The 23,132-nt window shown below is 63.3% G+C and carries 21 protein-coding genes; 10 read left to right on the forward strand and 11 right to left on the reverse strand.

Annotation, left to right across the window (positions count from 1 at the left end; genetic code table 11):
• The first annotated feature begins 42 nt into the window (after positions 1-42).
• Positions 43-252, forward strand: coding sequence for a cold-shock protein (locus AC3WK8_RS05330; protein WP_022642562.1), 210 nt, complete (start codon positions 43-45; stop codon positions 250-252).
• A 110-nt stretch (positions 253-362) separates the two neighbouring features.
• On the opposite strand, the gene AC3WK8_RS05335 is transcribed toward AC3WK8_RS05330, so the two are convergent.
• From AC3WK8_RS05335 to AC3WK8_RS05350, 4 genes are all read right to left on the reverse strand, one after another.
• A complete protein-coding gene (locus AC3WK8_RS05335) occupies positions 363-740 on the reverse strand; it encodes a hypothetical protein (protein WP_022642563.1) in 378 nt (125 codons plus the stop codon).
• 85 nt (positions 741-825) lie between these two features.
• Positions 826-1,635 carry a putative RNA methyltransferase gene (locus tag AC3WK8_RS05340; RefSeq protein ID WP_022642564.1) on the reverse strand — a complete coding sequence of 270 codons (810 nt, stop codon included), beginning with the start codon at positions 1,633-1,635 and terminating at the stop codon, positions 826-828.
• Complete coding sequence (gene dapE, locus AC3WK8_RS05345) at positions 1,635-2,786, reverse strand: succinyl-diaminopimelate desuccinylase (protein ID WP_053134448.1); 1,152 nt, start codon at positions 2,784-2,786, stop codon at positions 1,635-1,637. The genes AC3WK8_RS05340 and dapE overlap by 1 nt, the downstream gene beginning before the upstream one ends.
• A 196-nt stretch (positions 2,787-2,982) precedes the next feature.
• Positions 2,983-5,574, reverse strand: a complete 2,592-nt coding sequence (locus AC3WK8_RS05350) for a glycosyltransferase (RefSeq protein WP_103324123.1) — start codon at positions 5,572-5,574, stop codon at positions 2,983-2,985.
• Between the two features lie 218 nt (positions 5,575-5,792).
• Here AC3WK8_RS05350 and tcdA point away from each other — a divergent pair, with 218 nt between their 5' ends.
• Positions 5,793-6,602: a tRNA cyclic N6-threonylcarbamoyladenosine(37) synthase TcdA gene (gene tcdA, locus AC3WK8_RS05355; protein ID WP_404942555.1), complete on the forward strand. Its 810-nt coding sequence runs from the start codon at positions 5,793-5,795 to the stop codon at positions 6,600-6,602.
• A gap of 126 nt (positions 6,603-6,728) precedes the next feature.
• On the opposite strand, the gene AC3WK8_RS05360 is transcribed toward tcdA, so the two are convergent.
• The 4 genes from AC3WK8_RS05360 to AC3WK8_RS05375 form a co-directional block, all read right to left on the reverse strand.
• Entirely contained in the window at positions 6,729-7,136 is a 408-nt protein-coding gene (locus AC3WK8_RS05360) for a SufE family protein (protein ID WP_085596158.1), read from the reverse strand.
• Positions 7,133-8,338: an aminotransferase class V-fold PLP-dependent enzyme gene (locus AC3WK8_RS05365; RefSeq protein WP_103324125.1), complete on the reverse strand. Its 1,206-nt coding sequence runs from the start codon at positions 8,336-8,338 to the stop codon at positions 7,133-7,135. Before AC3WK8_RS05365 ends, AC3WK8_RS05360 begins: the two co-directional genes overlap by 4 nt.
• 81 nt (positions 8,339-8,419) lie before the next feature.
• Complete coding sequence (gene dapD / locus AC3WK8_RS05370) at positions 8,420-9,454, reverse strand: 2,3,4,5-tetrahydropyridine-2,6-dicarboxylate N-succinyltransferase (RefSeq protein ID WP_053134461.1); 1,035 nt, start codon at positions 9,452-9,454, stop codon at positions 8,420-8,422.
• 33 nt (positions 9,455-9,487) lie between these two features.
• A complete protein-coding gene (locus AC3WK8_RS05375) occupies positions 9,488-9,796 on the reverse strand; it encodes an arsenate reductase (protein WP_256592243.1) in 309 nt (102 codons plus the stop codon).
• 288 nt (positions 9,797-10,084) lie between these two features.
• Here AC3WK8_RS05375 and AC3WK8_RS05380 point away from each other — a divergent pair, with 288 nt between their 5' ends.
• Positions 10,085-11,731, forward strand: a complete 1,647-nt coding sequence (locus tag AC3WK8_RS05380) for a Na+/H+ antiporter (RefSeq protein ID WP_103324127.1) — start codon at positions 10,085-10,087, stop codon at positions 11,729-11,731.
• A 121-nt stretch (positions 11,732-11,852) separates the two neighbouring features.
• On the opposite strand, the gene dapC is transcribed toward AC3WK8_RS05380, so the two are convergent.
• From dapC to map, 3 genes are read right to left on the reverse strand one after another with little or no spacing between them, the layout of a single operon-like run.
• Positions 11,853-13,052 (reverse strand): succinyldiaminopimelate transaminase, encoded by a 1,200-nt coding sequence (gene dapC / locus AC3WK8_RS05385; RefSeq protein WP_103324128.1) that lies wholly within the window; start codon positions 13,050-13,052, stop codon positions 11,853-11,855.
• A 39-nt stretch (positions 13,053-13,091) separates the two neighbouring features.
• Complete coding sequence (locus AC3WK8_RS05390; protein ID WP_103324129.1) at positions 13,092-15,794, reverse strand: [protein-PII] uridylyltransferase; 2,703 nt, start codon at positions 15,792-15,794, stop codon at positions 13,092-13,094.
• Between the two features lie 47 nt (positions 15,795-15,841).
• Positions 15,842-16,624 carry a type I methionyl aminopeptidase gene (gene map / locus AC3WK8_RS05395; RefSeq protein WP_022642573.1) on the reverse strand — a complete coding sequence of 261 codons (783 nt, stop codon included), beginning with the start codon at positions 16,622-16,624 and terminating at the stop codon, positions 15,842-15,844.
• A gap of 408 nt (positions 16,625-17,032) precedes the next feature.
• Here map and rpsB point away from each other — a divergent pair, with 408 nt between their 5' ends.
• From rpsB to ispC, 7 genes are all read left to right on the forward strand, one after another.
• A complete protein-coding gene (gene rpsB / locus AC3WK8_RS05400; protein WP_011059524.1) occupies positions 17,033-17,770 on the forward strand; it encodes a 30S ribosomal protein S2 in 738 nt (245 codons plus the stop codon).
• A 202-nt stretch (positions 17,771-17,972) separates the two neighbouring features.
• A complete protein-coding gene (gene tsf / locus AC3WK8_RS05405) occupies positions 17,973-18,839 on the forward strand; it encodes a translation elongation factor Ts (protein WP_022642576.1) in 867 nt (288 codons plus the stop codon).
• 207 nt (positions 18,840-19,046) lie between these two features.
• Positions 19,047-19,790 carry a UMP kinase gene (gene pyrH, locus AC3WK8_RS05410; RefSeq protein ID WP_007924076.1) on the forward strand — a complete coding sequence of 248 codons (744 nt, stop codon included), beginning with the start codon at positions 19,047-19,049 and terminating at the stop codon, positions 19,788-19,790.
• Positions 19,787-20,344, forward strand: coding sequence for a ribosome recycling factor (frr, locus tag AC3WK8_RS05415; protein ID WP_103324130.1), 558 nt, complete (start codon positions 19,787-19,789; stop codon positions 20,342-20,344). Before pyrH ends, frr begins: the two co-directional genes overlap by 4 nt.
• 16 nt (positions 20,345-20,360) lie before the next feature.
• The gene (gene uppS, locus AC3WK8_RS05420) at positions 20,361-21,116 is read left to right on the forward strand and encodes a polyprenyl diphosphate synthase (RefSeq protein ID WP_085596153.1); all 756 of its coding nucleotides are present in this window, start codon (positions 20,361-20,363) and stop codon (positions 21,114-21,116) included.
• The gene (locus AC3WK8_RS05425) at positions 21,116-21,922 is read left to right on the forward strand and encodes a phosphatidate cytidylyltransferase (protein WP_103324131.1); all 807 of its coding nucleotides are present in this window, start codon (positions 21,116-21,118) and stop codon (positions 21,920-21,922) included. The genes uppS and AC3WK8_RS05425 overlap by 1 nt, the downstream gene beginning before the upstream one ends.
• On the forward strand, positions 21,919-23,109 hold the full coding sequence (gene ispC, locus AC3WK8_RS05430; RefSeq protein ID WP_103324132.1) for a 1-deoxy-D-xylulose-5-phosphate reductoisomerase: 1,191 nt from the start codon (positions 21,919-21,921) through the stop codon (positions 23,107-23,109). Before AC3WK8_RS05425 ends, ispC begins: the two co-directional genes overlap by 4 nt.
• Positions 23,110-23,132 lie beyond the last annotated feature (23 nt).

Genomic DNA, 23,132 nt, shown 5'->3' on the forward strand with positions numbered 1-23,132 from the left:
GCAGAGCGCCGAGCCAATAATAAAAAATTGAGGGATGGATTCATGACTACTCGTGAGACCGGCAGCGTGAAGTGGTTCAACGACGCCAAGGGCTACGGCTTTATCCAACGTGAAGGTGGGGCGGACGTGTTCGTTCACTACCGGGCGATCCGTGGCGAAGGCCACCGTTCCCTGACCGAAGGCCAGCAGGTGGAGTACGCCGTGGTCGAAGGCCAGAAAGGCCTGCAGGCCGAGGACGTCGTCGGCTTGTAAAGGCCCTGCCCGATAGGCGCGAGCCTTGCCCGCGATAACGTGCTACCAGGCACAACGCTATCGCGAGCAAGCCTCGCTCCTACCGCAATTGGAATCAGGTGCAAGCGAAATCAGGCGGTGCGCCAGGTAATCTCTTCTTCACCGTCGGTGCTGATGCGAATCCAGCGATCGGCGGACTCTTCACCTTCCTCCTCGACCCAGCTACCCGGTGCGCAGCGCACCTCGACGTTGAGCGCGGCGAACGCGGCGCGGGCGCAGGCGATGTCGTCATCCCAGGGCGTCTGGTCGCTTTCCAGGTACAGGCTGTTCCATTTGCCCACGGCCTTGGGCAGCCAGGTCACCGGTACTTGGCCGGCGGTGCATTTGTAGGTCTGGCCCTTCTGTACCCATTGGCTGCAAGGACCCAGCACGGCGCCGAGCCAGGCGGCGATGGCCTTGTGGTCGACGTCGGCGTCTTTCAGGTAAATCTCGATATCGGGCTGGCGCATGGATGTCCTCATTGCCGGTCTGAAAAATCCATTCGCGGATTTATCCGACCCCGGGCCCATGCCCGGGGTCGTGGTTGAAGTGGGGTCACTGCAGTACGAAATAATCGTAGCGCATCGATACGCTGACCTCGAACGGCTGCTCTTGCTCGATCACCGCGGCCCGGCGCTCGGCGCTGGCACGCCAGCCATGGGGCGTCATGGCCAGCAGGTTGGCGCGATCTTGCGGGCGATCCAGGCGCAGCTTGAATTCCAGGACCTCGCTATGGTCCAGGGCCATGCCCTGTGGCACCAGGGCCAGGTGCTTGTCGTCGGTGTATTCCCGGACCTCGTCGTACAGGCGTTCGCGCAGCTCCATCAGGTGGCCGCTGGTAGGCCCGACCTTCATCAGGCCGCCGCCAGGGCTCAAGAGGCGCTTGGCTTCCTGCCAGTCCAGAGGACTGAAGACACTGGCCAGGAACTGGCAACTGCCCTCGGCCAGGGGAACACGCGCCATGCTGGCGACCATCCACGTCAGTTGCGGGGCCCGGCGGCAGGCGCGCTTGACCGCTTCCCGGGAAATATCCAGGGCGTAGCCATCGGCGTCGGGCAGGGCCTGGGCCAATTGCGCGGTGTAGTAACCCTCGCCGCAGCCGATATCGACCCAGCGCTGTGGTGCCCGCTCGGCGGCCAGCTCGGCCAGGCGCGCGGCCACCGGGGCGTAGTGCCCGGCGTTGAGGAAGTCGCGGCGGGCCTCGACCATGGCCTGGTTGTCGCCCGGGTCGCGGCTGTTCTTGTGTTGCACCGGCAGCAGGTTCAGGTAGCCCTGGCGGGCACGGTCGAAGCGATGCCCGGCCGGGCACACCACGCCGTTGTCCTGGGTGTTCAGCGGGGCGCTGCAAAGAGGACAGGCGAGCATCAGGCGAGCAACCGGACCAGGGTCTGGTAGTAGATCTCGGTCAGCACGTCGAGGTCGCTGGCCAGGATCCGCTCGTTGACCTGATGGATGGTGGCGTTGACCGGCCCCAACTCCACGACCTGGGTGCCCAGGGTGGCGATGAAGCGACCATCGGATGTACCGCCGCTGGTGGAGGCCTTGGTCTGGCGGCCGGTGACCTGCTTGATGCTGGCCGATACCGCGTCCAGCAGGGCGCCTGGCTCGGTCAGGAACGGCAGGCCGGACAACGCCCATTCCACATGCCAGTCCAGTTCGTGCTTGTCGAGGATCGCCGCGACCCGCTGCTGCAGGCCTTCGACGGTGGACTCGGTGGAGAAGCGGAAGTTGAACAGGGCCACCAGTTCACCGGGGATCACGTTGGTGGCGCCGGTGCCGGAGTTGAGGTTGGAGATCTGGAAACTGGTGGGCGGGAAGAAGGCGTTGCCGTCGTCCCAGTGCTCGGCCGCCAGTTCCGCCAGGGCCGCAGCGGCCAGGTGGATCGGGTTCTTGGCCAGGTGCGGATAGGCCACGTGGCCCTGGACCCCACGGACCGTGAGCTTGGCGCCCAGGGAGCCGCGACGGCCGTTCTTGACCACATCGCCCACCAGGCTGGTGCTCGACGGCTCGCCGACGATGCACCAGTCCAGGCGCTCCTTGCGTGCCGCCAGGCGTTCGACCACGGCCTTGGTACCATGGTGCGCCGGACCTTCTTCATCGCTGGTGATCAGGAACGCCACCGAACCCTTGTGGTCCGGGTAATCGCCGACGAAGCGCTCGGCGGCCACCAGCATCGCCGCCAGGCTGCCTTTCATGTCCGCCGCGCCACGGCCGCAGAGCATGCCGTGTTCGTCGATCAGGGCCTCGAACGGATCGTTCTGCCAGGCCTGGACCGGGCCGGTGGGCACCACGTCGGTGTGGCCGGCGAAGCACAGCACCGGGCCCTCATGCTTGCCATGGGTGGCCCAGAAGTTGTCCACGTCCTCGATGCGCATCGGTTCCAGCTGGAAACCGGCATCGCCCAGGCGCTGCATCATCAGCTTCTGGCAGTCGGCATCGACCGGGGTCACCGAGGGGCGACGGATCAGGTCACAGGCAAGTTGCAGGGTCGGCGAAAGCTCGGCATGGGCCGTCATGGGAAACTCCGGAGACGTTATAGGTAGGAGCGAGGCTGGCCCGCGATGGTCGCTATGCGGTTTGCCCAAAGCACCGCAAAGGTTTCATCGCAGGTAAGCCTGGCTCCTACTGTAATGGGGGGCAAGGCGCGCAAAATGGCGGATATCTTAAAGCAAAACGGCAGCCTCAGGCCGCCGTTTAGTGCTTTGCGTCGATTCAGCCCGCAGGGGCCGGTTCAGGCTCCGGGGCCGGCTTGGGCAACGACGACAGGAAGGCCATGACCAGTGCCGCCACGTAGGGCAGCGACTGCACCAGGAGCATGGTCACCCAGAAGCGCATGTCGTTGCTCGGCAGGCCCTGGACCAGGAAGATCCCCAGCGCCGCGCCCCACAGCAGCAGCATGATGAACAGCTCTTCCCGAGCCTCGGAGATCGCCACCCAGAAACCATGGCTGTTGGCGTTCTTCGGCGTGCGGAAGAACGGAATGCTGCTGGTGAAGAAACCGTACAGCACCGCCTTGGCGATGGTATGGGACAGGGCCAGGCCGGCCAGGGCCGCGCAGAAGGCGTCCTTGAGGTTCACGCCCACCGCACGGCGGTAGAGGAAGATGATCTTGCCGACCTTGAACACGAACAGCGCCAGGGGCGGGATGGCGAAGATCAGCAGCGGCGGGTCCACCTGCTTGGGCACGATGATCATCGCCGCCGACCACAACAGCGCGCCGATGGTGAAGAAAATGTTCATGCCGTCGGCCACCCACGGTAGCCAGCCTGCCAGGAAGTGGTAGCGCTGGCCGCGGGTCAGCTCGGTGTCCTTGCCGCGCAGCAGGCTGGCGGTATGGCGCTTGATGATCTGGATCGCGCCGTAGGCCCAGCGGAAACGCTGCTTCTTGAAGTCGATGAAGGTGTCGGGCATCAGGCCCTTGCCGTAGCTTTCGTGGTGGTAGGCGGCCGACAGGCCCTTCTCGAACACCCGCAGGCCCAGCTCGGCGTCCTCGCAGATGCACCAGTCGGCCCAGCCCAGCTCTTCGAGCACCGAGCGCCGGGTCATGGTCATGGTGCCGTGCTGGATGATGGCGTCGCGGTCGTTGCGGGTGACCATGCCGATATGGAAGAAGCCCTTGTACTCCGCGTAGCAGAGCTTCTTGAAGGTGCTTTCGTCCTGGTCGCGGTAATCCTGGGGCGACTGCACGATGGCGATCTTCGGGTCGGCGAAGTGCGGCACCATGTGCTTGAGCCAGTTACGCTCCACGCAGTAGTCGGAGTCGATGACCGCGATCACCTCGGCGTCCTTGGCGGTGTGCGGGATCAGGTAGTTCAGCGCGCCGCCCTTGAAGCCGGCCAGCGGCGAGACATGGAAGAAGCGAAAGCGCGGGCCCAGGGTCTGGCAATAGGCCTGGACCGGCTCCCAGACGGCCGGGTCCTTGGTGTTGTTGTCGATGATCAGGACTTCGTAGTCCGGGTAATCGAGGTTGGCCAGGGCATCGAGGGTCTGCTTCACCATCTCCGGTGGTTCGTTGTAGCAGGGCACGTGGATCGAGACTTTCGGCCGGTAGCCGGAATCGCCTTCCACCGGCAGGAACTCGCGCCGGCGCTTGCGCACCCACACTGCCTCGGCCAGTTCGTGGGCCTCGGTGAGCAGGACGATGAACACCCCCAGGGCGCCCAGGGCCAGGAGGAAGCCCACGGTCAGGCTGAACCAGGTGCTGTACTGCTGGCTGTAGTCATAGCCGATCCACACCAGCACCGAACCGCAGAGGAAGGCGATGAAGGTCAGGAACGTCCGCCCACGCTGGCGCAGGGCCGAGCCGTCGATCAGCAGGATCGCCAGGGACAGCATCGCCAGGACCACCGAGCCAATGGCCAGTACCCGCCATTGCGGGATCGCCACCACCGGGCCTTCGAAGTTGAATTTCTGCTGGCGCGCAGCGTTGAACACGCCCCAGTAGGCGCCCACCGAGCCTTCGTCGCTGGCCTTCCACGGTTGGTCGAAGGCTTCGATGACGAAGTAGTTGTAGCCCTGGCGGTTGAGCTGGTTGACCAGGGTCCGCAGGTAGATCGCCTGGTCCGCCGGGCTGGCGTCGGCGCCACCGCGCATCCGGCCATTGCTCGGCCAGCCCACTTCGGACAGCAGCAGCGGTTTTTTCGGGAACATCTTCTTCAGGTCGCGAGCCCGGTCGAGGACGAACTGTTCGGCCTTGTCCACCGGGATGAATTCCCAGTAAGGCAGGATGTGCGCGGCGATCAGGTCGACGTGCTGGGCCAGTTCCGGATGTTCTTCCCAGACGTGCCACTGCTCGGAAGTGGTGACCGGCACCTTCACTGCAGCACGTACCCGGTCCAGGACCACGGACAGTTGGTCGGCGCTGATTTCCTTGCGGAAGATCGCCTCGTTACCCACCACCACCCGGACCACGCTGCGAGAGGTGTTGGCCAGTTCGATGGCGCGCATGATCTCGCGCTCGTTGCGCTCCAGGTCCGGGCTGATCCAGATCCCTAAGGTCACGCGCAGGCCGAATTCTTCTGCCAACCGGGGAATGTCTCCCAGGCTGCCATCCACCGAATAGGTACGAATGTTGTCGGTCAGCTTGCTCATGATCTCCAGGTCGCGACGCATTTCATCGTCGGACGGGTACTGGTCCTTTTGCGGGAACTGACCCAGCTGGAAGGGCGAGTAGGAAAAACCGGAGATCTGTTCCGGCCAGTCGGGGGCCGAGACCGGGCGATTGATCAGCGCCCAGAAACCGGTGAACAGTGCGGCGATGGCCAGCACTACCACCAGGTTGAGTCCAAATTTACGCGATGACATGGCTATTTCGGGTTCCAAGAAGTGTGGAACGAGGGAAGGGGCGGCAGGCGCCAAAACGGCGCGCATCCTACACTGGCCCTCAACTGAGCGTACAGCGCACAGGGGACAGCGGGACCTTGGGCACCGTAATTGGGTTTAAGTTCTTTACTTGTAGCTTGCAGCTTAAAACTTGTCGCGGCGAAGCCCTATAATGCGCGCCGGTTTTTTAGGTGATGGTCATGAGTACAGAAGATCCACGGTTTGCCGGCGTCGCCCGCTTGTATGGCATCGACGGCCTGGAACGGCTGCGGGCGGCCCATGTGGCGATCGTCGGTATCGGCGGGGTCGGTTCCTGGGCGGCGGAAGCCATCGCCCGTTGCGGAGTGGGGGAAATCTCGCTGTTCGACCTCGACGATGTCTGCGTCAGCAACAGCAACCGCCAACTGCATGCCCTGGACAGCACTGTGGGTCGGCCCAAGGTCGAGGTCATGGCCGAGCGCCTGCGGGGCATCAATCCGCACTGCGCGGTGCACCCGGTAACGGACTTCGTCACCCGCGACACCATGGCCGAGTACATCACTCCCGAAATCGACTGCGTGATCGACTGCATCGACAGTGTGAATGCCAAGGCGGCCCTGATCGCCTGGTGCAAGCGCCGCAAGATCCAGATCATCACCACCGGCGGGGCTGGCGGGCAGATCGATCCGACCCAGATCCAGGTCTGCGACCTGAACCGCACCTTCAATGACCCGCTGGCATCCAAGGTGCGTTCGACCTTGCGCCGCGACTACGGGTTCTCGCGCACCATGAACCGGCACTACAGCGTGCCCTGCGTGTTTTCCACCGAGCAACTGCGCTATCCCAAGCCCGACGGCGGTATCTGCCTGCAGAAGAGCTTCGTCGGGGATGGGGTCAAGCTCGATTGTGCCGGCGGTTTCGGTGCGGTGATGATGGTGACCGCGACGTTCGGCATGGTCGCGGCGACCAAGGCGGTGGACAAGCTGGTAGCCGGCGTGCGCCGTCCGTCCGAGCGCAACAAGGCGGTGTAGCCTTGCGGCCTAGGCATTCACGGACTGGCCCGTGTAGCCGCTACCGCAGGCTGCGTACGGGCGCTGGGTCTTGAATGCGCTGAAGGTCCTTTGGCTCTTGTCGCAGCCTCGCGGGCTCGTCAGCGGCTACACGCTGGCCAGTTCGCCCATCCGTTGCAACACGGCATTCAGGCCGTTGGCGCGTGATGGCGAGAGCTGGCGCGACAACCCCAACTGGTTGAACCAGTCCGCCAGGTCCACCTCGCGTAGCTCTTGTGCCGACAAACCGTTGACCCGCGCCAGCAGCAGCGCCACCAGGCCACGGATCAGCCGCGCATCGGTGGCCGCGGCGAATTGCCAGCGGCCTTGATCCAGGCTTGCCACCAGCCACACCTGGCTCTCACAACCGTGCACCCGATTGGCCTCGACCCTGGCGCTGTCGTCCAGGGCCGGCAGGCGCTCGCCCCATTGCATCAACAGGCGCGCCCGCTGCTCCCAGCCTGCGGCTTCCTGGAACACTTGCAGGGCTGTACTGGCGTCTTCCGGCAGGCTCATCGCAGCAGTTCCAGGGCCTGGTCCAGGGCTTCGAAGAAGCGCTCCAGGTCCTCGGAGTCGTTGTATAGCGCCAGGGACACGCGGATCGCTCCGTGCAGGCCGAGGCTCTTGAGCAAGGGCATAGCGCAGTGATGGCCGGCCCGCACGGCGATGCCCTGTTCGGTCAACAGGTGTGCCAGGTCGGCGCTGTGTACGCCGTCGACCACGAAGCTGACCAGCGCCAGCTGCGGCGTGCCTAGCAGGCGGATGCCGTTGCGCGCCTGCAGCCCATGCAGCAGGTAGGCATGCAGTTTTGCTTCATGTTCGGCCACGGCTTGCTGGTCCAGGCCAGCGAGGTAGTCCAGGGTGGCGCCAAGGCCGATGACTCCGGCGATCGCTGGCGTTCCTGCCTCGAAACCCAGGGGCGCGGGACGGAACCTGGCGTGCTGGTAATCGGCGTCCTGGACCATCTCGCCTCCGAATTGCCAATGGCGCAGCTCCTTGAGCGCCCCATGGCGGCCGAAGAGCACGCCGACGCCTTCCGGGCCGTACAGCTTGTGGCTGGAAAACACATAGAAGTCGCAGCCCAGGGCCTGAACGTCATGTCGGCCATGGACTACCCCCTGGGCGCCATCGACCACGGTCAGCGCGCCCTGTGTCCTGGCCATGGCCAGCAGCGGGGTCAAGGGTTGCCAGGCACCGAGCACGTTGGACAGCTGGCTGACTGCCAGCAATCGGGTCCGCGGGCCGATCAGGCGGCTCGCGGCGTCGATATCCACCAGCCCGTCGGCATCCAGCGGCAGGACCACCAGGCTCAGCCCGCGGCGCTGGGCCAGTTGCTGCCAAGGCAGCAGGTTGGCGTGATGTTCCAGGGCGCTGACGACGATTTCATCGCCAGCCTCGAATCGATGCTCCAGGCCATAGGCCAGGAGGTTCAGCGCGGAAGTCGCGCCGTGGGTGAAGACGATCTGCCCGCTGTCGCCGACATTCAGCCATTGCCCGACCTTGCTGCGGCTGTCCTCGAAAGCCTGGGTGGCGTGGGCGCCGGGCAGGTGCTGGGCGCGATGCACGTTGGCCGCGCCATTGGCGTAGTAGTGCGCCAGGGCGTCCAGCAGGGCCTGGGGCTTCTGGGTGGTGGCGGCGTTGTCCAGGTAGGTCTGGTCCTGGCGTTGCAGGGCGGCGATGGCCGGGAAGTCGGCGCGCCAGGGGGAGGGTAAAAGCATGATGGCGAAACTCGTTCGAACAGGCCGGGCGCTGATGATAAGCGCCCGGCGGGTTCCGGTGGAACCGCGTGCTGGGCTCGCTTAGTTGTGAGCGTGCAGCGCTTCGTTCAGCTCGATGGCCGACTTGTGGGTCTTGCACTCCACGGCGCCGGTTTCCGAGTTGCGACGGAACAGCAGGTCAGGCTGGCCGGCCAGTTCCCGGGCCTTGAGGACCTTGACCAGTTGGTTGTTCTCGTCCAGCAGCGCCACCTTGGTCCCGGCGGTCACGTACAGGCCCGATTCCACGGTGTTGCGATCGCCCAGCGGGATGCCGATGCCGGCGTTGGCGCCGATCAGGCAGCCTTCGCCGACCTTGATCACGATGTTGCCGCCACCCGACAGGGTACCCATGGTGGAGCAGCCGCCGCCCAGGTCCGAACCCTTGCCGACGAACACGCCAGCCGATACGCGGCCTTCGATCATGCCCGGGCCTTCGGTGCCAGCGTTGAAGTTGACGAAGCCTTCGTGCATCACGGTGGTGCCTTCGCCGATGTAGGCGCCCAGGCGGATCCGTGCGCTGTCAGCGATACGCACGCCGCTCGGCACGACGTAGTCGGTCATTTTCGGGAACTTGTCCACCGAGAACACTTCCAGCAGTTCGCCGCGCAGGCGTGCTTCGAGTTGGCGCTCGGCCAGTTCGGCCAGGTCGATGGCGCCCTGGCTGGTCCAGGCGACGTTCGGCAGCAGCGGGAACACGCCGGCCAGGCTCAGGCCATGGGGCTTGACCAGGCGATGGGACAGCAGGTGCAGCTTGAGGTAGGCCTCTGGGGTGCTGGTCAGTTGGGCGTCTTCGGCCAGCAGGGTGGCGACCAGGGGCTTGTGGCTTTCGGCCAGGCGGGTCAGCAGGGCGGCTTGGGTGGCGTCGATGCCCTTGAGGGCGTCGGCCATCTGCGCGGCCTGGGTGGTGCTGAAGGTGATGGCCTGGTTGCCTTCGCTGTAGCCGAGGATCGGCGCTACGGCGGCGACGATTTCAGCGGCTGGCTTGAGCAGCGGCGCTGCGTAAAACACTTCCAGCCAAGCACCTTGGCGGTTCTGGGTGCCGACACCGAATGCCAGGCTGAACAGGGTAGTGGACATGCAGTTACCTCTTGCGAAATTGATTGAGCAGGCTTACTTGAGCGCCGCTGCGTAAAGGTCTGGCTTGAAGCCAATCAGGGTTCTGTTTCCGAGGTCGAGCATCGGACGCTTGATCATCGACGGTTGCGCGAGCATCAGTTCGACGGCCTTGGCCTGGTCGAGGTCGGCCTTGCTGGCCTCATCGAGCTTGCGGAAGGTAGTACCCGCGCGGTTCAGCACCACTTCCCAGCCGTGCTCGGCGCACCACTGGTTCAGGTGCTCGCGATCGATGCCGGAGGTCTTGTAGTCGTGGAAGTCATAGCTGACAGCGTGTTCATCGAGCCAGGTGCGCGCCTTTTTCATGGTGTCGCAGGCCTTGATGCCGAAAAGGTGCAACGTTTTGCTTGAAGCGGTCAAGGAATTGCCCCCTCTGGAGTGCTGGTAATCAAAGGTCCGGGATTATGCCACGACGGCGGCGCTTAGGCGTCGGCGGCTGCGGGGCTTTGTCGCATTGTGTTGCGCGGACCTGGGCGTTGCGACTTTCGTGCAGCGGCGTGAGCGCAGCTTAAGCGGCTAATATGGCACTTCTGCGGCGAATTGTTGCCGCGTTTGTGTGTCTGCTCTGAAAGTCCGAACCAGGAACCCCGCTTTATGCAAACCGCCTATACCGTCCTCATCATGCTGATGCTGGTGAGCCTCTCGCGTCTTGTCGGGCGGGTGATTCCACTGCCACTGCCCCTGGTGCAGATCAGTGCCGGGGCCCTGCTGGCCTGGCCGACCCTGGGCCTGCACGTGGCCCTGGACCCGGAGCTGTTCCTGTTCCTGTTCCTGCCGCCGCTGTTGTTTTCCGATGGCTGGCGCATGCCCAAGCGCGAGTTCTGGCGCTTGCGTGGCCCGATCCTGACCCTGGCCGTGGGGTTGGTGCTGTTCACCGTGGTCGGCGCCGGTTACTTCATCCACTGGCTGCTGCCGACCATCCCTTTGCCGGTGGCCTTCGCCCTGGCGGCGGTGTTGTCGCCTACCGACGCCGTGGCGGTCTCGGCGATATCCCAGAACCGCCTGCCGACGCCGTTGATGCACATGCTCCAGGGCGAGGCGTTGATGAACGACGCCTCGGGCCTGGTGACCTTCAAGTTCGCCCTGGTGGCGGCGGTCACCGGGGTGTTTTCCCTGGCCAATGCCAGCCTGACCTTCGTCCTGGTGGCGGTGGGTGGCCTGGCGGTGGGCGTGGCGCTGAGCTGGCTGGTGGGACGCCTGCGGGCCTGGATGATCGCCCGTGGCTGGGACGATCCGGCGACCCACGTGGTGTTCATGTTGCTGCTGCCGTTCGCCGCCTATGTGCTGGCCGAGCGCCTGGGAGCCTCGGGCATCCTTTCGGCGGTGGCGGCGGGGATGATGCAGAGCTGGCTCGACCTGCTGCCGCGCCAGACCAGCACCCGCTTGCTCAACCGCAGTGTCTGGTCGTTGCTGGAGTTCGCCTTCAACGGCCTGATCTTCCTGCTGCTGGGCCTGCAGTTGCCGGACATCATCAAGGCGGTGGTCAGCCACGAGACTTCACTCTGGCCGACCCTGGCCTACCGCTGTCTGGATGTGGTGGCGATCTTCCTGGTGTTGCTGGTGCTGCGCTTCATCTGGGTGCAGAGCATCTGGCGCTTGTCGGGCCTGCTGCGGCGCTGGCGCGGCAAGGGCGAGCTGACCCTGGTGCCCACCGCGCGTTCCTGCTGGCTGCTGACCGTGGGCGGGGTGCGTGGGGCGGTGACCCTGGCCGGTGTGATGTCGGTGCCTCTATTCCTGGGCGCGGGCGAAGCCTTTCCCGAACGTGACCTGCTGATCTTCATTGCCGCCGGGGTGATCCTGCTGTCCCTGATAGCGGCGTGCATCGCCCTGCCGCTGTTGCTGCGGGGCATCGTCAAGAGCCCTGACGACAAGCGCCGGGGCGAAGTGCGCGATGCCTGGCGCAAGACCGCCGAGGCAGCGATCCACGCACTTGAAGCCGAGGAGGTCGCCGAGTCCGGCGAGGCTCCGGATGCTGCCCAGGCCGCCCTGAGCAGCGAGCTCAAGGGCCGGTTGATGGCCGAGTATCGGCACCAGCTGGAGGTCTACAACGATTCTGCCGAGGCCCAGGCCCTGGCCCAGCAGATGGACCTGCTGGAGCGGCGCCTGCGGCTCAAGGCCCTGCGCGCGCAACGGTTGGAGCTGTATCGCCTGAGCCGCCAGCATCAGATCGGCGACGATGTGCTGCGTGAAGTGCTGGCGGAACTGGATTTGAGCGAGGCGAACCTGGGGCAGGTGAAGTGACGCTGGTGTAGGAGCGAGCGGGCGGCGATCCGGCTTGCCCGCGATTCAGACGACGCAGTGCACCTGATGCACTGCGTTGTCGTCCATCGCGAACAGGCTTCGTTGCTGCAGGTTCGCGAGATTATTTACGGCGCTGGACGAAGTCGCGAATCCGCTCGGCGGCCTCGACGCATTCGGCCAATGGTGCCACCAGGGCCATGCGCACGCGGCCGGCGCCGGGGTTGGTGCCGTCCACATCGCGGGAAAGATAGGAGCCCGGGACCACGGTCACGTGTTCCTGCTCGAACAGGTCGCGGCAGAACGCTGCGTCATCACCGGCCACGTTCGGCCACAGGTAGAAACTGCCGTCCGGGCGCTGCACGTCCATGACCGGTGCGAGAATCGCCAATACCGCATCGAATTTCTCGCGGTACAGCGCACGGTTGGCCCGTACATGGACTTCATCGTTCCAGGCGGCGACGCTGGCCAGTTGGGTCTGCACCGGCATGGCGCAGCCGTGGTAGGTGCGGTACAGCAAGAAGCCCTTGAGGATCTCGGCATCGCCGGCGACGAAGCCCGAGCGCAGGCCCGGCAGGTTGGAGCGCTTGGACAGGCTGTGGAACACCACGCAGCGCTTGAAGTCCTTGCGGCCCAGCTCGGCACAGGCACTGAGCAGGCCGGGTGGCGGCGATTGTTCGTCGAAATACAGCTCGCTATAGCATTCGTCGGCGGCGATCACGAAGTCGTGCTCGTCCGCCAGGGCGATCAGCTTCTTCAAGGTCGCCAGCGGAATCAGTGCACCAGTGGGGTTGCCCGGCGAGCACAGGAACAGGATCTGGCAGCGCTGCCAGATCTCGGCCGGTACTGCGTCGAAGTCCGGGTTGAAGCCGTTTTCGTCCAGGCAGGGCAGGTAGTGCGGCTTGGCCCCGGCCAGGAACGCTGCGCCCTCGTAGATCTGGTAGAACGGGTTGGGGCTGACCACCAGGGCGTCCTCGCCGCGATTGACCACGGTCTGGGTGAAGGCGAACAGCGCCTCGCGGGTGCCGTTCACCGGCAACACGTTACGCGCCGGGTCGATCCAGCCTTCCGGCACGCCGAAGCGCCGCTCGCACCAGGCACCGATGGCCTCGCGCAGGGCCGGGATGCCCAGGGTAGTGGGGTACACGGCCATCTGGTCGAGGTTGTTGGCCAGGGCCTCGGCGACGAAGCTCGGTGAACGGTGCTTGGGTTCGCCGATGGACAGGGCAATGGGCCGCTTGTCAGGGTTGGGGGCGACGCCGCCGAGCAAGGCGCGGAGCTTTTCGAACGGGTAGGGCTGCAGCTGGTTCAGAGCGTTGTTCATCGGTGCGGGGTCTCGATCAAAGCGTCGGGTCATGACCTGTCAGATGCTCAGGCGGGTCATTTCGATAGTCGGTTCATGGCTGACGCTCAACTGGCTGACGATCGCATCCTGCAGGCGACTGCACAGCTGGGGGTCGGAAAGGGGCTGGTTGTTCGCGTCGGTAATGAAGAACACGTCTTCCACGCGCTCGCCCAGGGTGGCGATCTTGGCGTTCTGCAGTGACAGGTCGAACTCCAGGAAGATCTTGCCAATGCGCGCCAGCAGGCCCGGGCGGTCGGGAGCGCTGAGCTCCAGCACGGTGACCGGGCGCTGGGCGTCGTTGTGGATGGTCACCTCGGGGGCGAAGGCGAAGTGCTTGAGCTGGCGCGGTACCCGGCGCTGGATGATGGTCGGGTAGTCGTCGGGATTGCGCAGGGCATCGGTCAGGCCCTTGCGGATCTGCTCGACCCGCTCGGGGTTGTTGCCGATGGATTCGCCGTCGTTGTCCAGGACGATATAGGTGTCGAGGGTGAACTGGCTGCTGGAGGTGATGATCCGGGCGTCATGGATGTTCAGGTTGAGCTGGTCCATGGCGGCCACGGTCACGGCGAAGAAATCGTGCTGGTCGGGGGCATAGATGAAGATCTGCGTGCCACCCTCGAATTCGCGCTGGGTGATTTCCTTGATCAGCACCAGCGAGCCGCCATCGACCGGCTGCTGGAGGATGGCGTCGCTGTGCCAGGCCACGTCGCCGGCGGTGTGGCGCAGGAAGTAGTCGTCCCCCAGCTGTGACCAGAGTTGCTCGACCTCGTCCGGATCGGTGCCATTGCGCACCAGGATATCCAGGGCCGCGCTCTGGGTCTGGCGGATCTGCTCCTCGCGATCCACCGGGTTCTCCAGGCCGCGGCGCAGGGCGCGCTTGGTCTCGGTGTAGAGCTGGCGCAGCAGGCTGGCGCGCCAGGAGTTCCACAGGCTGGGGTTGGTGGCATAGATGTCGGCCACGGTCATCACGTAGAGGTAGTCCAGGCGGGTCTGGTCCACCACGACCTGGGCGAAGTCGTGGATCACTTGCGGGTCGGAGAGGTCCTTGCGCTGGGCTGTGGTGGACATCACCAGGTGGTTCTGCACCAGCCAGACGATCAGCCGGGTGTCCCATAGCGGCAGTTGGTGGCGGATGCAGAAGGCCTCGGCGTCCACTGCGCCGATTTCCGAGTGGTCGCCTTGCCGGCCCTTGCCGATGTCGTGGTAGAGGCCGGCCATGTAGATCAGCTCCGGCTTGGGCAGCTTGCCCATGAGCTTGCTGGCCAGCGGGAATTTCTCGGAAATGGGCGTGTACTGCAGTTTGCGCAGGTGCTTGATCAGGTTCAGCGTGTGGGCGTCCACGGTATAGATGTGGAACAGGTCGTGCTGCATCTGTCCGACGATGAAGCCGAACTCGGGCAGGTAGCGTCCGAGAATGCCGTAGCGGTTCATCCGCCGCAGGTTGCGGTGGATACCGATCTCGCACTTGAACAGCTCGATGAACAGGCTGGTGTTGCGGATGTCGTGGCGGAAATCGTCGTCGATCAGGTGCCGGTGCTCGCGCAACAGGCGGATGGTGTCGGCGCGCACGCCCTTGATCTCAGGGTGCTGGGCCATCAGCACGAAGATCTCCAGCATCGCGAACGGGGTGCGCTTGAACACCTTGTCGTTGATCGCTTCGATATAGCCGTCGTGCAGCTGGAAGCGGGCGTTGATCGGCTGGGGCGGGGCTTCATCCTCGGGCGCGAGGATCACCTCTTCGAAGTGCTGGATGATCAGGTCGCTCAGCTGGGCGATGCTCATCACCACGCGGTAGTACTGCTGCATGAAGCTTTCGATGCTCTGCTTGGCGTCTTCGCCCTCGAAGCCCAGCAGGGTGGCGATGGAGCGCTGGTGGTCGAGCAGCAGGCGGTCTTCGGCGCGTCCGGCGAGCATGTGCAGGGCGTAGCGCACACGCCAGAGGAACTCCTGGGAGGACGCCAGCAAGGCGTTCTCGCTTTCCAGCAGGAACCCTTCGCCGGCCAGGGCCCGCAGGTTCAGGGTGCCGTACTGGCGGCGGGCGACCCAGAGAATGGTCTGGATATCCCGCAGGCCGCCGGGCGAGCCCTTGACGTTGGGTTCCAGGTTGTACTCGGTATCGTTGTACTTGTGGTGGCGAGCCTTTTGTTCGGTGTGCTTGGCCAGGAAGAAGTCCTTGCTCGGCCACATGTGCTCGGTGCTGGTGACTTCCAGCATGCGCTGGCGCAGGCGCTCGGGGCCGGCGATGGTGCGGCTTTCCATCAGGTTGGTGATCACCGTCAGGTCGGCCCGGGCCTGTTCTGCGCACTCATCCACCGAGCGCACGCTTTGCCCCACCTCCAGGCCGATATCCCAGAGCAGGGTGAGGAAGCGTTCGATGGAGTCGCGAAAGATCTCGTGGTCGGCGCTGTCCAGCAGGATCAGCAGGTCGATGTCGGAGTAGGGGTGGAGCTCGCCGCGCCCATAGCCGCCGACCGCCACCAGGGCGATATCGGCTTCGGCGCTCCAGCTGAACTGGTCCCAGGCCTTTTGCAGGATGTTGTCGATGAACCAGGCGCGGTCTTCGATGAGCCGGCGGATCTCCCGTCCGCTGCGAAAGCGGTTGTCGAGCACTTCCCGTGCCTGGCGGATGGCTTTCTTGAAGGCTGCGATGGGGCTGGCCTTCAATGCCAGTTCCGCCTGGAACTGGCCGCGGTCGAAGAGTTCGGGATCCACCTGCGGCATCGATTGCTTTCCTTTCTATCTATAAGGTCGGGGCGCGGCGGTGTGGATCAGGGCGATACCCGGGCGATGGTGTCGTCGCTGCGCAGGGTGAAGATCTCGTAGCCGGTCTCGGTCACCAGCAGGGTATGTTCCCATTGCGCCGACAACTTGCGGTCCTTGGTGATGGCGGTCCAGCCGTCGCCCAGGACCTTGGTGTCGGCCTTGCCCTGGTTGATCATCGGCTCGATGGTGAAGGTCATGCCGGCCTTGAGCTCCATGCCGGTGCCAGCGCGGCCGTAGTGCAGGATCTGCGGTTCTTCGTGGAACACCTTGCCAATGCCATGGCCGCAGAATTCACGGACCACCGAGAAGCCGTTCTTTTCGGCGTGCTTCTGGATCACTTCGCCGATATCGCCCAGGCGGCATCCCGGTTTCACCAGTTCGATGGCCTTGTACATGCATTCCTGGGTGATCTGCGACAGGCGCTCGGCCCAGACCGGCACGGTGCCGACGTGGAACATGCGGCTGGTATCGCCGTGGTAGCCGTCCTTGATGACGGTCACGTCGATGTTCAGGGTGTCGCCATTCTTCAACGGCTTGTCGTTGGGAATGCCGTGGCACACCACGTGGTTGATCGAGGTGCAGATGGACTTGGGGAAGCCCTTGTAGTTCAGCGGGGCCGGGATGGCGCCTTGCACGTTGACGATATAGTCATGGCAGATGCGATCCAGTTCTTCGGTTGTTACACCGGGTTTGACATGCTCGGCAATCATTTCCAGCACTTCGGCGGCCAGTTTGCCGGCGACACGCATTTTTGCGATGTCCTCGGGGGTTTTGAGGGTGACGGTCATACAGGCTCTCTTGACGCTCAGGGGGAGCGATAAACACGGGATGGCCAGAAAACCGCGCTCGCCAGGCTTGGCCTGCGATAGGGCCGCGAGGTTTTCGGAAGCCGCAAAGGTGCGATTCTAACAGAGGCTCGGCGCAAATCCGCGGTTGTGCCGCTGCTTGCCCTTATCCAAGGGTGCATTCTGGACCGATTCCAGGGGCAGGGCAAAAAACCGCGCAGATCGGCGGATGTGAAACCGGGTTCCGTTTTTGCCCTTGCTGTGATATAAAATGCGCCGCTTTCCGGGGATGACCCTGAAAAGCCCAAACCCACACACGTGTCGACACGATGACCTGGGTGCCCTCAGCTCAAGCTGTTGGTTGGTCATTGGGATACGTGGAGGCCTAACCCGACTTATTAAGGAACTATCATGTCCCAAGTCAACATGCGCGATATGCTGAAGGCCGGTGTGCACTTCGGTCACCAAACCCGTTACTGGAATCCGAAAATGGGCAAGTACATTTTCGGCGCGCGTAACAAGATTCACATCATCAACCTGGAAAAAACCCTGCCAATGTTCAACGAGGCTCTGACCTTCGTAGAGCGTCTGGCCCAGGGCAAGAACAAGATTCTGTTCGTCGGCACCAAGCGTTCCGCCGGCAAGATCGTTGCTGAAGAAGCAGCACGTTGCGGTTCGCCGTACGTCGATCACCGCTGGTTGGGCGGCATGCTGACCAACTACAAGACCATCCGTGCTTCCATCAAGCGTCTGCGTGACCTCGAAGTCCAGGCTGAAGACGGTACCTTCGCCAAGCTGACCAAGAAAGAGGCGCTGATGCGCACTCGCGATCTGGAAAAGCTGGATCGTTCCCTGGGTGGTATCAAGGACATGGGCGGTCTGCCTGACGCACTGTTCGTGATCGACGTTGACCACGAGCGCATCGCGATCACCGAAGCCAACAAGCTGGGCATCCCGGTCATCGGCGTTGTCGATACCAACAGCAGCCCGGAAGGCGTTGACTACATCATCCCAGGCAACGATGACGCCATTCGCGCCATCCAGCTGTACATGGGTTCGATGGCTGATGCCGTGATCCGTGGCCGCAACAACGTTGCTGGCGGCACCGAAGTGTTCGAAGAAGCTGCAGCACCGGCGGCTGAAGCCTGAGTAACTGACGCTTAGCGTTTACTCAGTACGCAAAAAGGGGGCTTGGCCCCCTTTTTGCCAACTCGAAAATCATTTCGTAGCGGGCCCCGACAGTTTCTGTAATGCGTGGCTGCTATGAAGTGGGTTCGGGGTAGTGCCCAAGAATTGAGCGCCCGTTCAGTCGGGTGGAATGGTTGATAACCTATCCAAGAGGATTTTGAAAATGGCAGAGATTACTGCAGCGCTGGTCAAAGAACTGCGCGAGCGTACCGGCGAAGGCATGATGGACTGCAAGAAGGCCCTGACCAAGGCCGGCGGCGACATCGAGAAAGCCATTGATGACATGCGTGCCTCCGGCGCGATCAAGGCTGCCAAGAAAGCTGGCAACGTTGCCGCTGAAGGCGCTATCGCCATCAAGGACGACGGTAAAGCCGCCGTTCTGCTGGAAGTGAACTCGCAGACCGACTTCCTGGCTCTGCAGGACGACTTCAAGGCGTTCGTTGCTGCCAGCGTGGAAAAAGCTTTCGCTGACAAGCTGACCGACGCAGCTCCGCTGATCGAAGCTCAAGAAGCTGACCGCCTGATCCTGGTTGGCAAGACTGGCGAAAACGTCAACATCCGTCGTCTGGCTCGCGTTGAAGGTGACGTGGTCGGTACTTACCTGCACGGTAACAAGATCGGTGTTGCGGTTGTCCTGAAAGGCGGTTCCGTAGAGCTGGCCAAAGACATCGCCATGCACGTAGCTGCCAGCAACCCTGAGTTCCTGCTGCCATCGCAAGTTTCCGCCGAAGCCATCGAGCGCGAAAAAGGCGTCTTCCTGCAGTTGAACGAAGACAAGATGAAAGGCAAGCCAGCTGACATCGTTGAAAAAATGATCGCTGGTCGTATCAGCAAGTTCCTGGCCGAGGCCAGCCTGGTTGAGCAAGCTTTCGTCAAGGACCCAGAAGTCACCGTTGGTGCTCTGGCCAAGAAAGGCGGCGCTGAAATCGTTTCCTTCACTCGTTTCGCCGTAGGCGAAGGTATCGAGAAGAAAGAAGACAACTTCGCTGAAGAAGTTGCTGCACAACTGGCTGCTGCCAAGCAACAGTAAGACGGTTTTACAACTGTCGCCCGAAAGAGGCTGCCCGCTCACGCGCGCAGCCTCTTTTCAAATGGGTAGGGCAATTTTGTTGTCCGCTCCCGGAACCGGCTTACAAAGCCGTGTTCTGATGGCGCTGTGACAGCGTCAAGCTAGAGTGAACGCAAGCTGCAAACAGCTCGCAAAGAATTTTTAAATACGCCGCAGGAGAGATTCGCAATGGCTCAGCAGGGCAGTGGTTATCAAGCTCGCTATAAACGCATTCTACTCAAGCTTAGCGGCGAGGCCCTGATGGGCTCGGAAGAGTTCGGGATCGATCCCAAGGTGCTGGACCGCATGGCGCTGGAAGTCGGCCAGCTGGTCGGCATCGGTGTCCAGGTGGGCTTGGTGATCGGTGGTGGCAACCTGTTCCGTGGCGCCGCCCTGAGTGCCGCCGGCATGGATCGGGTCACTGGCGACCACATGGGTATGCTGGCCACCGTGATGAACGGCCTGGCGATGCGTGACGCGCTGGAACGTGCCAATATTTCGGCCATCGTGATGTCGGCTATTTCCATGGTCGGCGTGACCGATCACTATGACCGTCGCAAGGCCATGCGCCACCTGAACTCCAAAGAGGTGGTGATCTTCGCGGCCGGTACCGGTAACCCGTTCTTCACTACCGACTCTGCAGCATGCCTGCGGGCCATTGAGATCGACGCTGACGTCGTGCTCAAGGCGACCAAGGTCGATGGTGTTTACACTGCAGATCCGTTCAAGGACCCGCATGCCGAGAAGTTCGATCATCTGACCTACGATGAAGTGCTGGATCGCAAGCTGGGAGTGATGGACCTGACGGCTATCTGCCTGTGCCGCGACCACAAGATGCCGCTGCGGGTATTTAACATGAACAAGCCCGGCGCCCTGCTGAACATCGTGCATGGTGGCGCTGAAGGAACCCTGATCGAGGAAGGCGAACAATGATCAACGAAATCAAGAAAGACGCCCAGGAGCGCATGAAGAAGAGCCTGGAGTCCCTGGCCCATGCGTTCGGCCAGATCCGCACTGGCAAGGCGCACCCCAGCATCCTGGGCAGCGTGATGGTGCCTTACTACGGCGCCGACACTCCGTTGAGCGGCGTCGCCAACGTGACCGTGAAGGATTCCCAGACCCTGCAGGTCGTGCCGTTCGAACGCGCCATGCTGGGGGCCATCGACAAGGCCATCGGCAGCGCCGGCCTGAACCTCAATCCAACCAACCTGGGTGAGTTGCTGCTGATCAAGATGGCACCGCTGACGGAGGAAACCCGCAAGGGCTTCACCAAGCAAGCACGCGCCGCTGCCGAGGACGCACGGGTTGCGGTACGCAACATTCGTCGTGACGCTCTGGGCGAGCTGAAGAAGCTGTCCAAGGACAAGGCCATCAGTGAAGACGAGGAGCGCCGTGCCGGTGCTGAAATCGACAAGCTGATCAAGGAGTTCGAGGGCCAGATCGCCAAGGCGACCGAGGAAAAAGAAAAAGACCTGATGGCCGTATAAGGATCAGGACGTTTTCATGGAAAAGACCAAACAGCCTGTGCCGTCTTCAGTGCCACGCCATGTCGCGATCATCATGGACGGAAACAACCGCTGGGCAAAAAAACGCTTCATGCCGGGTGTGGCCGGGCATAAGGCGGGCGTTGATGCGGTACGTGCAGTCATCGAGGTGTGCGCCGAGGCCAAGGTCGAGGTTCTGACCCTGTTTGCCTTTTCCAGTGAGAACTGGCAGCGCCCGGCCGATGAGGTCAGCGCCTTGATGGACCTGTTCTTCAAGGCGCTACGTCGTGAGGCCAAGCGCCTCAACGATAACAACATCAGCCTGCGGATCATTGGCGATCGTTCGCGTTTCCATCCCGAATTGCAGGCGGCGATGCGCGAGGCCGAAGCCATTACCGCCGGCAGCGATCGTTTCATCCTGCAGATCGCCGCCAACTACGGCGGCCAGTGGGATATCGCCCAGGCCGCCCAACGCCTGGCGCGTGAGGTGCAGGCCGGCCATTTGCGCCCCGACGACATCACTCCGGACTTGCTGCAGGCTTGCCTTGCCACCGGCGATTTGCCGTTGCCCGACCTGTGTATCCGCACCGGTGGCGAGCATCGCATCAGCAATTTCCTGCTGTGGCAGCTGGCTTATGCCGAGCTGTATTTCTCCGACCTGTTCTGGCCGGACTTCAAACACGATGCCATGCGCCATGCGCTGGCTGATTACGCATCTCGCCAGCGGCGCTTCGGTAAGACGAGCGAGCAGGTCGAGGCTGGAGCCCGGGTTTAATGCTCAAACAACGAATCATTACTGCGTTGATCCTGCTGCCGATCGCCTTGGGTGGGTTTTTCCTGCTCGAAGGCTCGAACTTCGCCCTGTTCATCGGCCTAGTGGTCGCACTGGGTGGTTGGGAGTGGGCGCGGCTGGCAGGTTTCAGTGCGCAGCCGGCGCGAATCGCCTATGCCGTGGCGGTGGCGGCACTGTTGTTCATGATGCACCTGGTTCCAGGTGTCGCTCCATGGGTCTTGGGAGCTGCGGTGCTGTGGTGGGGCTTGGCGACATTCCTGGTGCTCACCTATCCGCGTAGCAGCGAACAATGGTCCGGGGCAGCCCCCAAGCTGTTGATCGGCCTGCTGATCCTGCTGCCGGCCTGGCAGGGCTTGGTGTTCATCAAGCAATTGCCGCTGGGCAATTGGCTGATCATGGCGGTAATGGTGTTGGTCTGGGGTGCGGATATCGGCGCCTATTTCTCGGGCCGGGCCTTTGGCAAGCGCAAGCTGGCACCCCAGGTCAGCCCTGGCAAGAGCTGGGAGGGCGTATACGGCGGCCTGGCCCTGAGCCTGGTTATCACCGCGGTGATGGGGCTGGTTCGTGGGTGGGGCTTTGGCCAGATGGTCGTGGGCCTGCTGGGGGCGGCCATCGTGGTCTTCATCTCGGTGGTGGGCGACCTGACCGAAAGCATGTTTAAGCGCCAGGCCGGCATCAAGGACAGCAGTAACCTGCTGCCTGGCCATGGCGGCGTGCTGGACCGGATCGACAGCCTGACTGCAGCGATTCCGGTGTTCGCAGTGCTGCTGTGGATGACTGCGTCGTGAGCCGCGTTCAGCAAATCACGGTCCTGGGAGCTACTGGCTCCATCGGCCTGAGTACCTTGGACGTCATCGCTCGCCACCCGGATCGCTACCAGGTCTTCGCTCTCACCGGTTTCAGTCGCCTGGCCGAGTTGTTGGCCTTGTGCGTGCGCCATGTGCCGCGTTTTGCCGTGGTGCCGCAAGAGGCGGCCGCCAGGCGCTTGCAGGAGGATCTGCAGGCTGCCGGGTTGTCGACCCGCGTGCTGGTGGGGGAGCAGGGGTTGTGCGAAGTCGCCTCGGCTCCTGAGGTCGATGCGGTGATGGCGGCGATCGTCGGTGCGGCCGGCCTGCGTCCGACCTTGGCGGCGGTGCAGGCCGGCAAGAAGATTCTCCTGGCCAACAAGGAAGCGCTGGTGATGTCCGGTGCGTTGTTCATGGAGGCGGTGGGGCGTAGCGGTTCGGTGTTGCTGCCTATCGATAGCGAGCACAATGCGATTTTCCAGTGCATGCCGAGGGACTTCTCTCGTGGTCTCGGCCAGGTTGGGGTGCGACGCATCCTCTTGACCGCCTCGGGTGGCCCGTTCCGGCAGACACCGCTGGCCGAGCTGGAAGATGTCTCGCCGGAACAGGCTTGCGCTCATCCGAACTGGTCCATGGGGCGCAAGATCTCGGTCGACTCGGCGAGCATGATGAACAAGGGCCTGGAGCTCATCGAAGCTTGCTGGCTGTTCGATGCCAGGCCGGCGCAGGTCGAGGTGGTAGTGCACCCGCAAAGTGTGATCCACTCGCTGGTGGACTACGTCGACGGCTCGGTGCTGGCGCAACTGGGGAACCCGGATATGCGTACCCCGATCGCCAACGCCCTGGCCTGGCCGGAGCGAATCGACTCCGGTGTGGCGCCACTCGACCTTTTCGCCATTGCCCGCCTGGACTTCCAGGCGCCCGATGAGCAGCGATTCCCATGCCTGCGCCTGGCTCGTCAGGCGGCCGAGGCAGGCGGCAGCGCCCCGGCGATGTTGAATGCGGCCAACGAAGTGGCGGTCTCGGCATTTCTCGAGCGGCGCATCCGCTATCTGGAGATCGCGAGTATCATCGACGAGGTTTTGAATCGTGAGCCGGTGGTTGCGGTCAACGAGCTGGATGCCGTATTCGCAGCGGATGCCCAGGCCCGGTTGCTGGCTGACCAATGGTTGCAGCGTAACGGGCGATAGGATTCGCGACCCGCGCGAGTGAC

Source organism: Pseudomonas sp. FW507-12TSA (assembly GCF_058781435.1).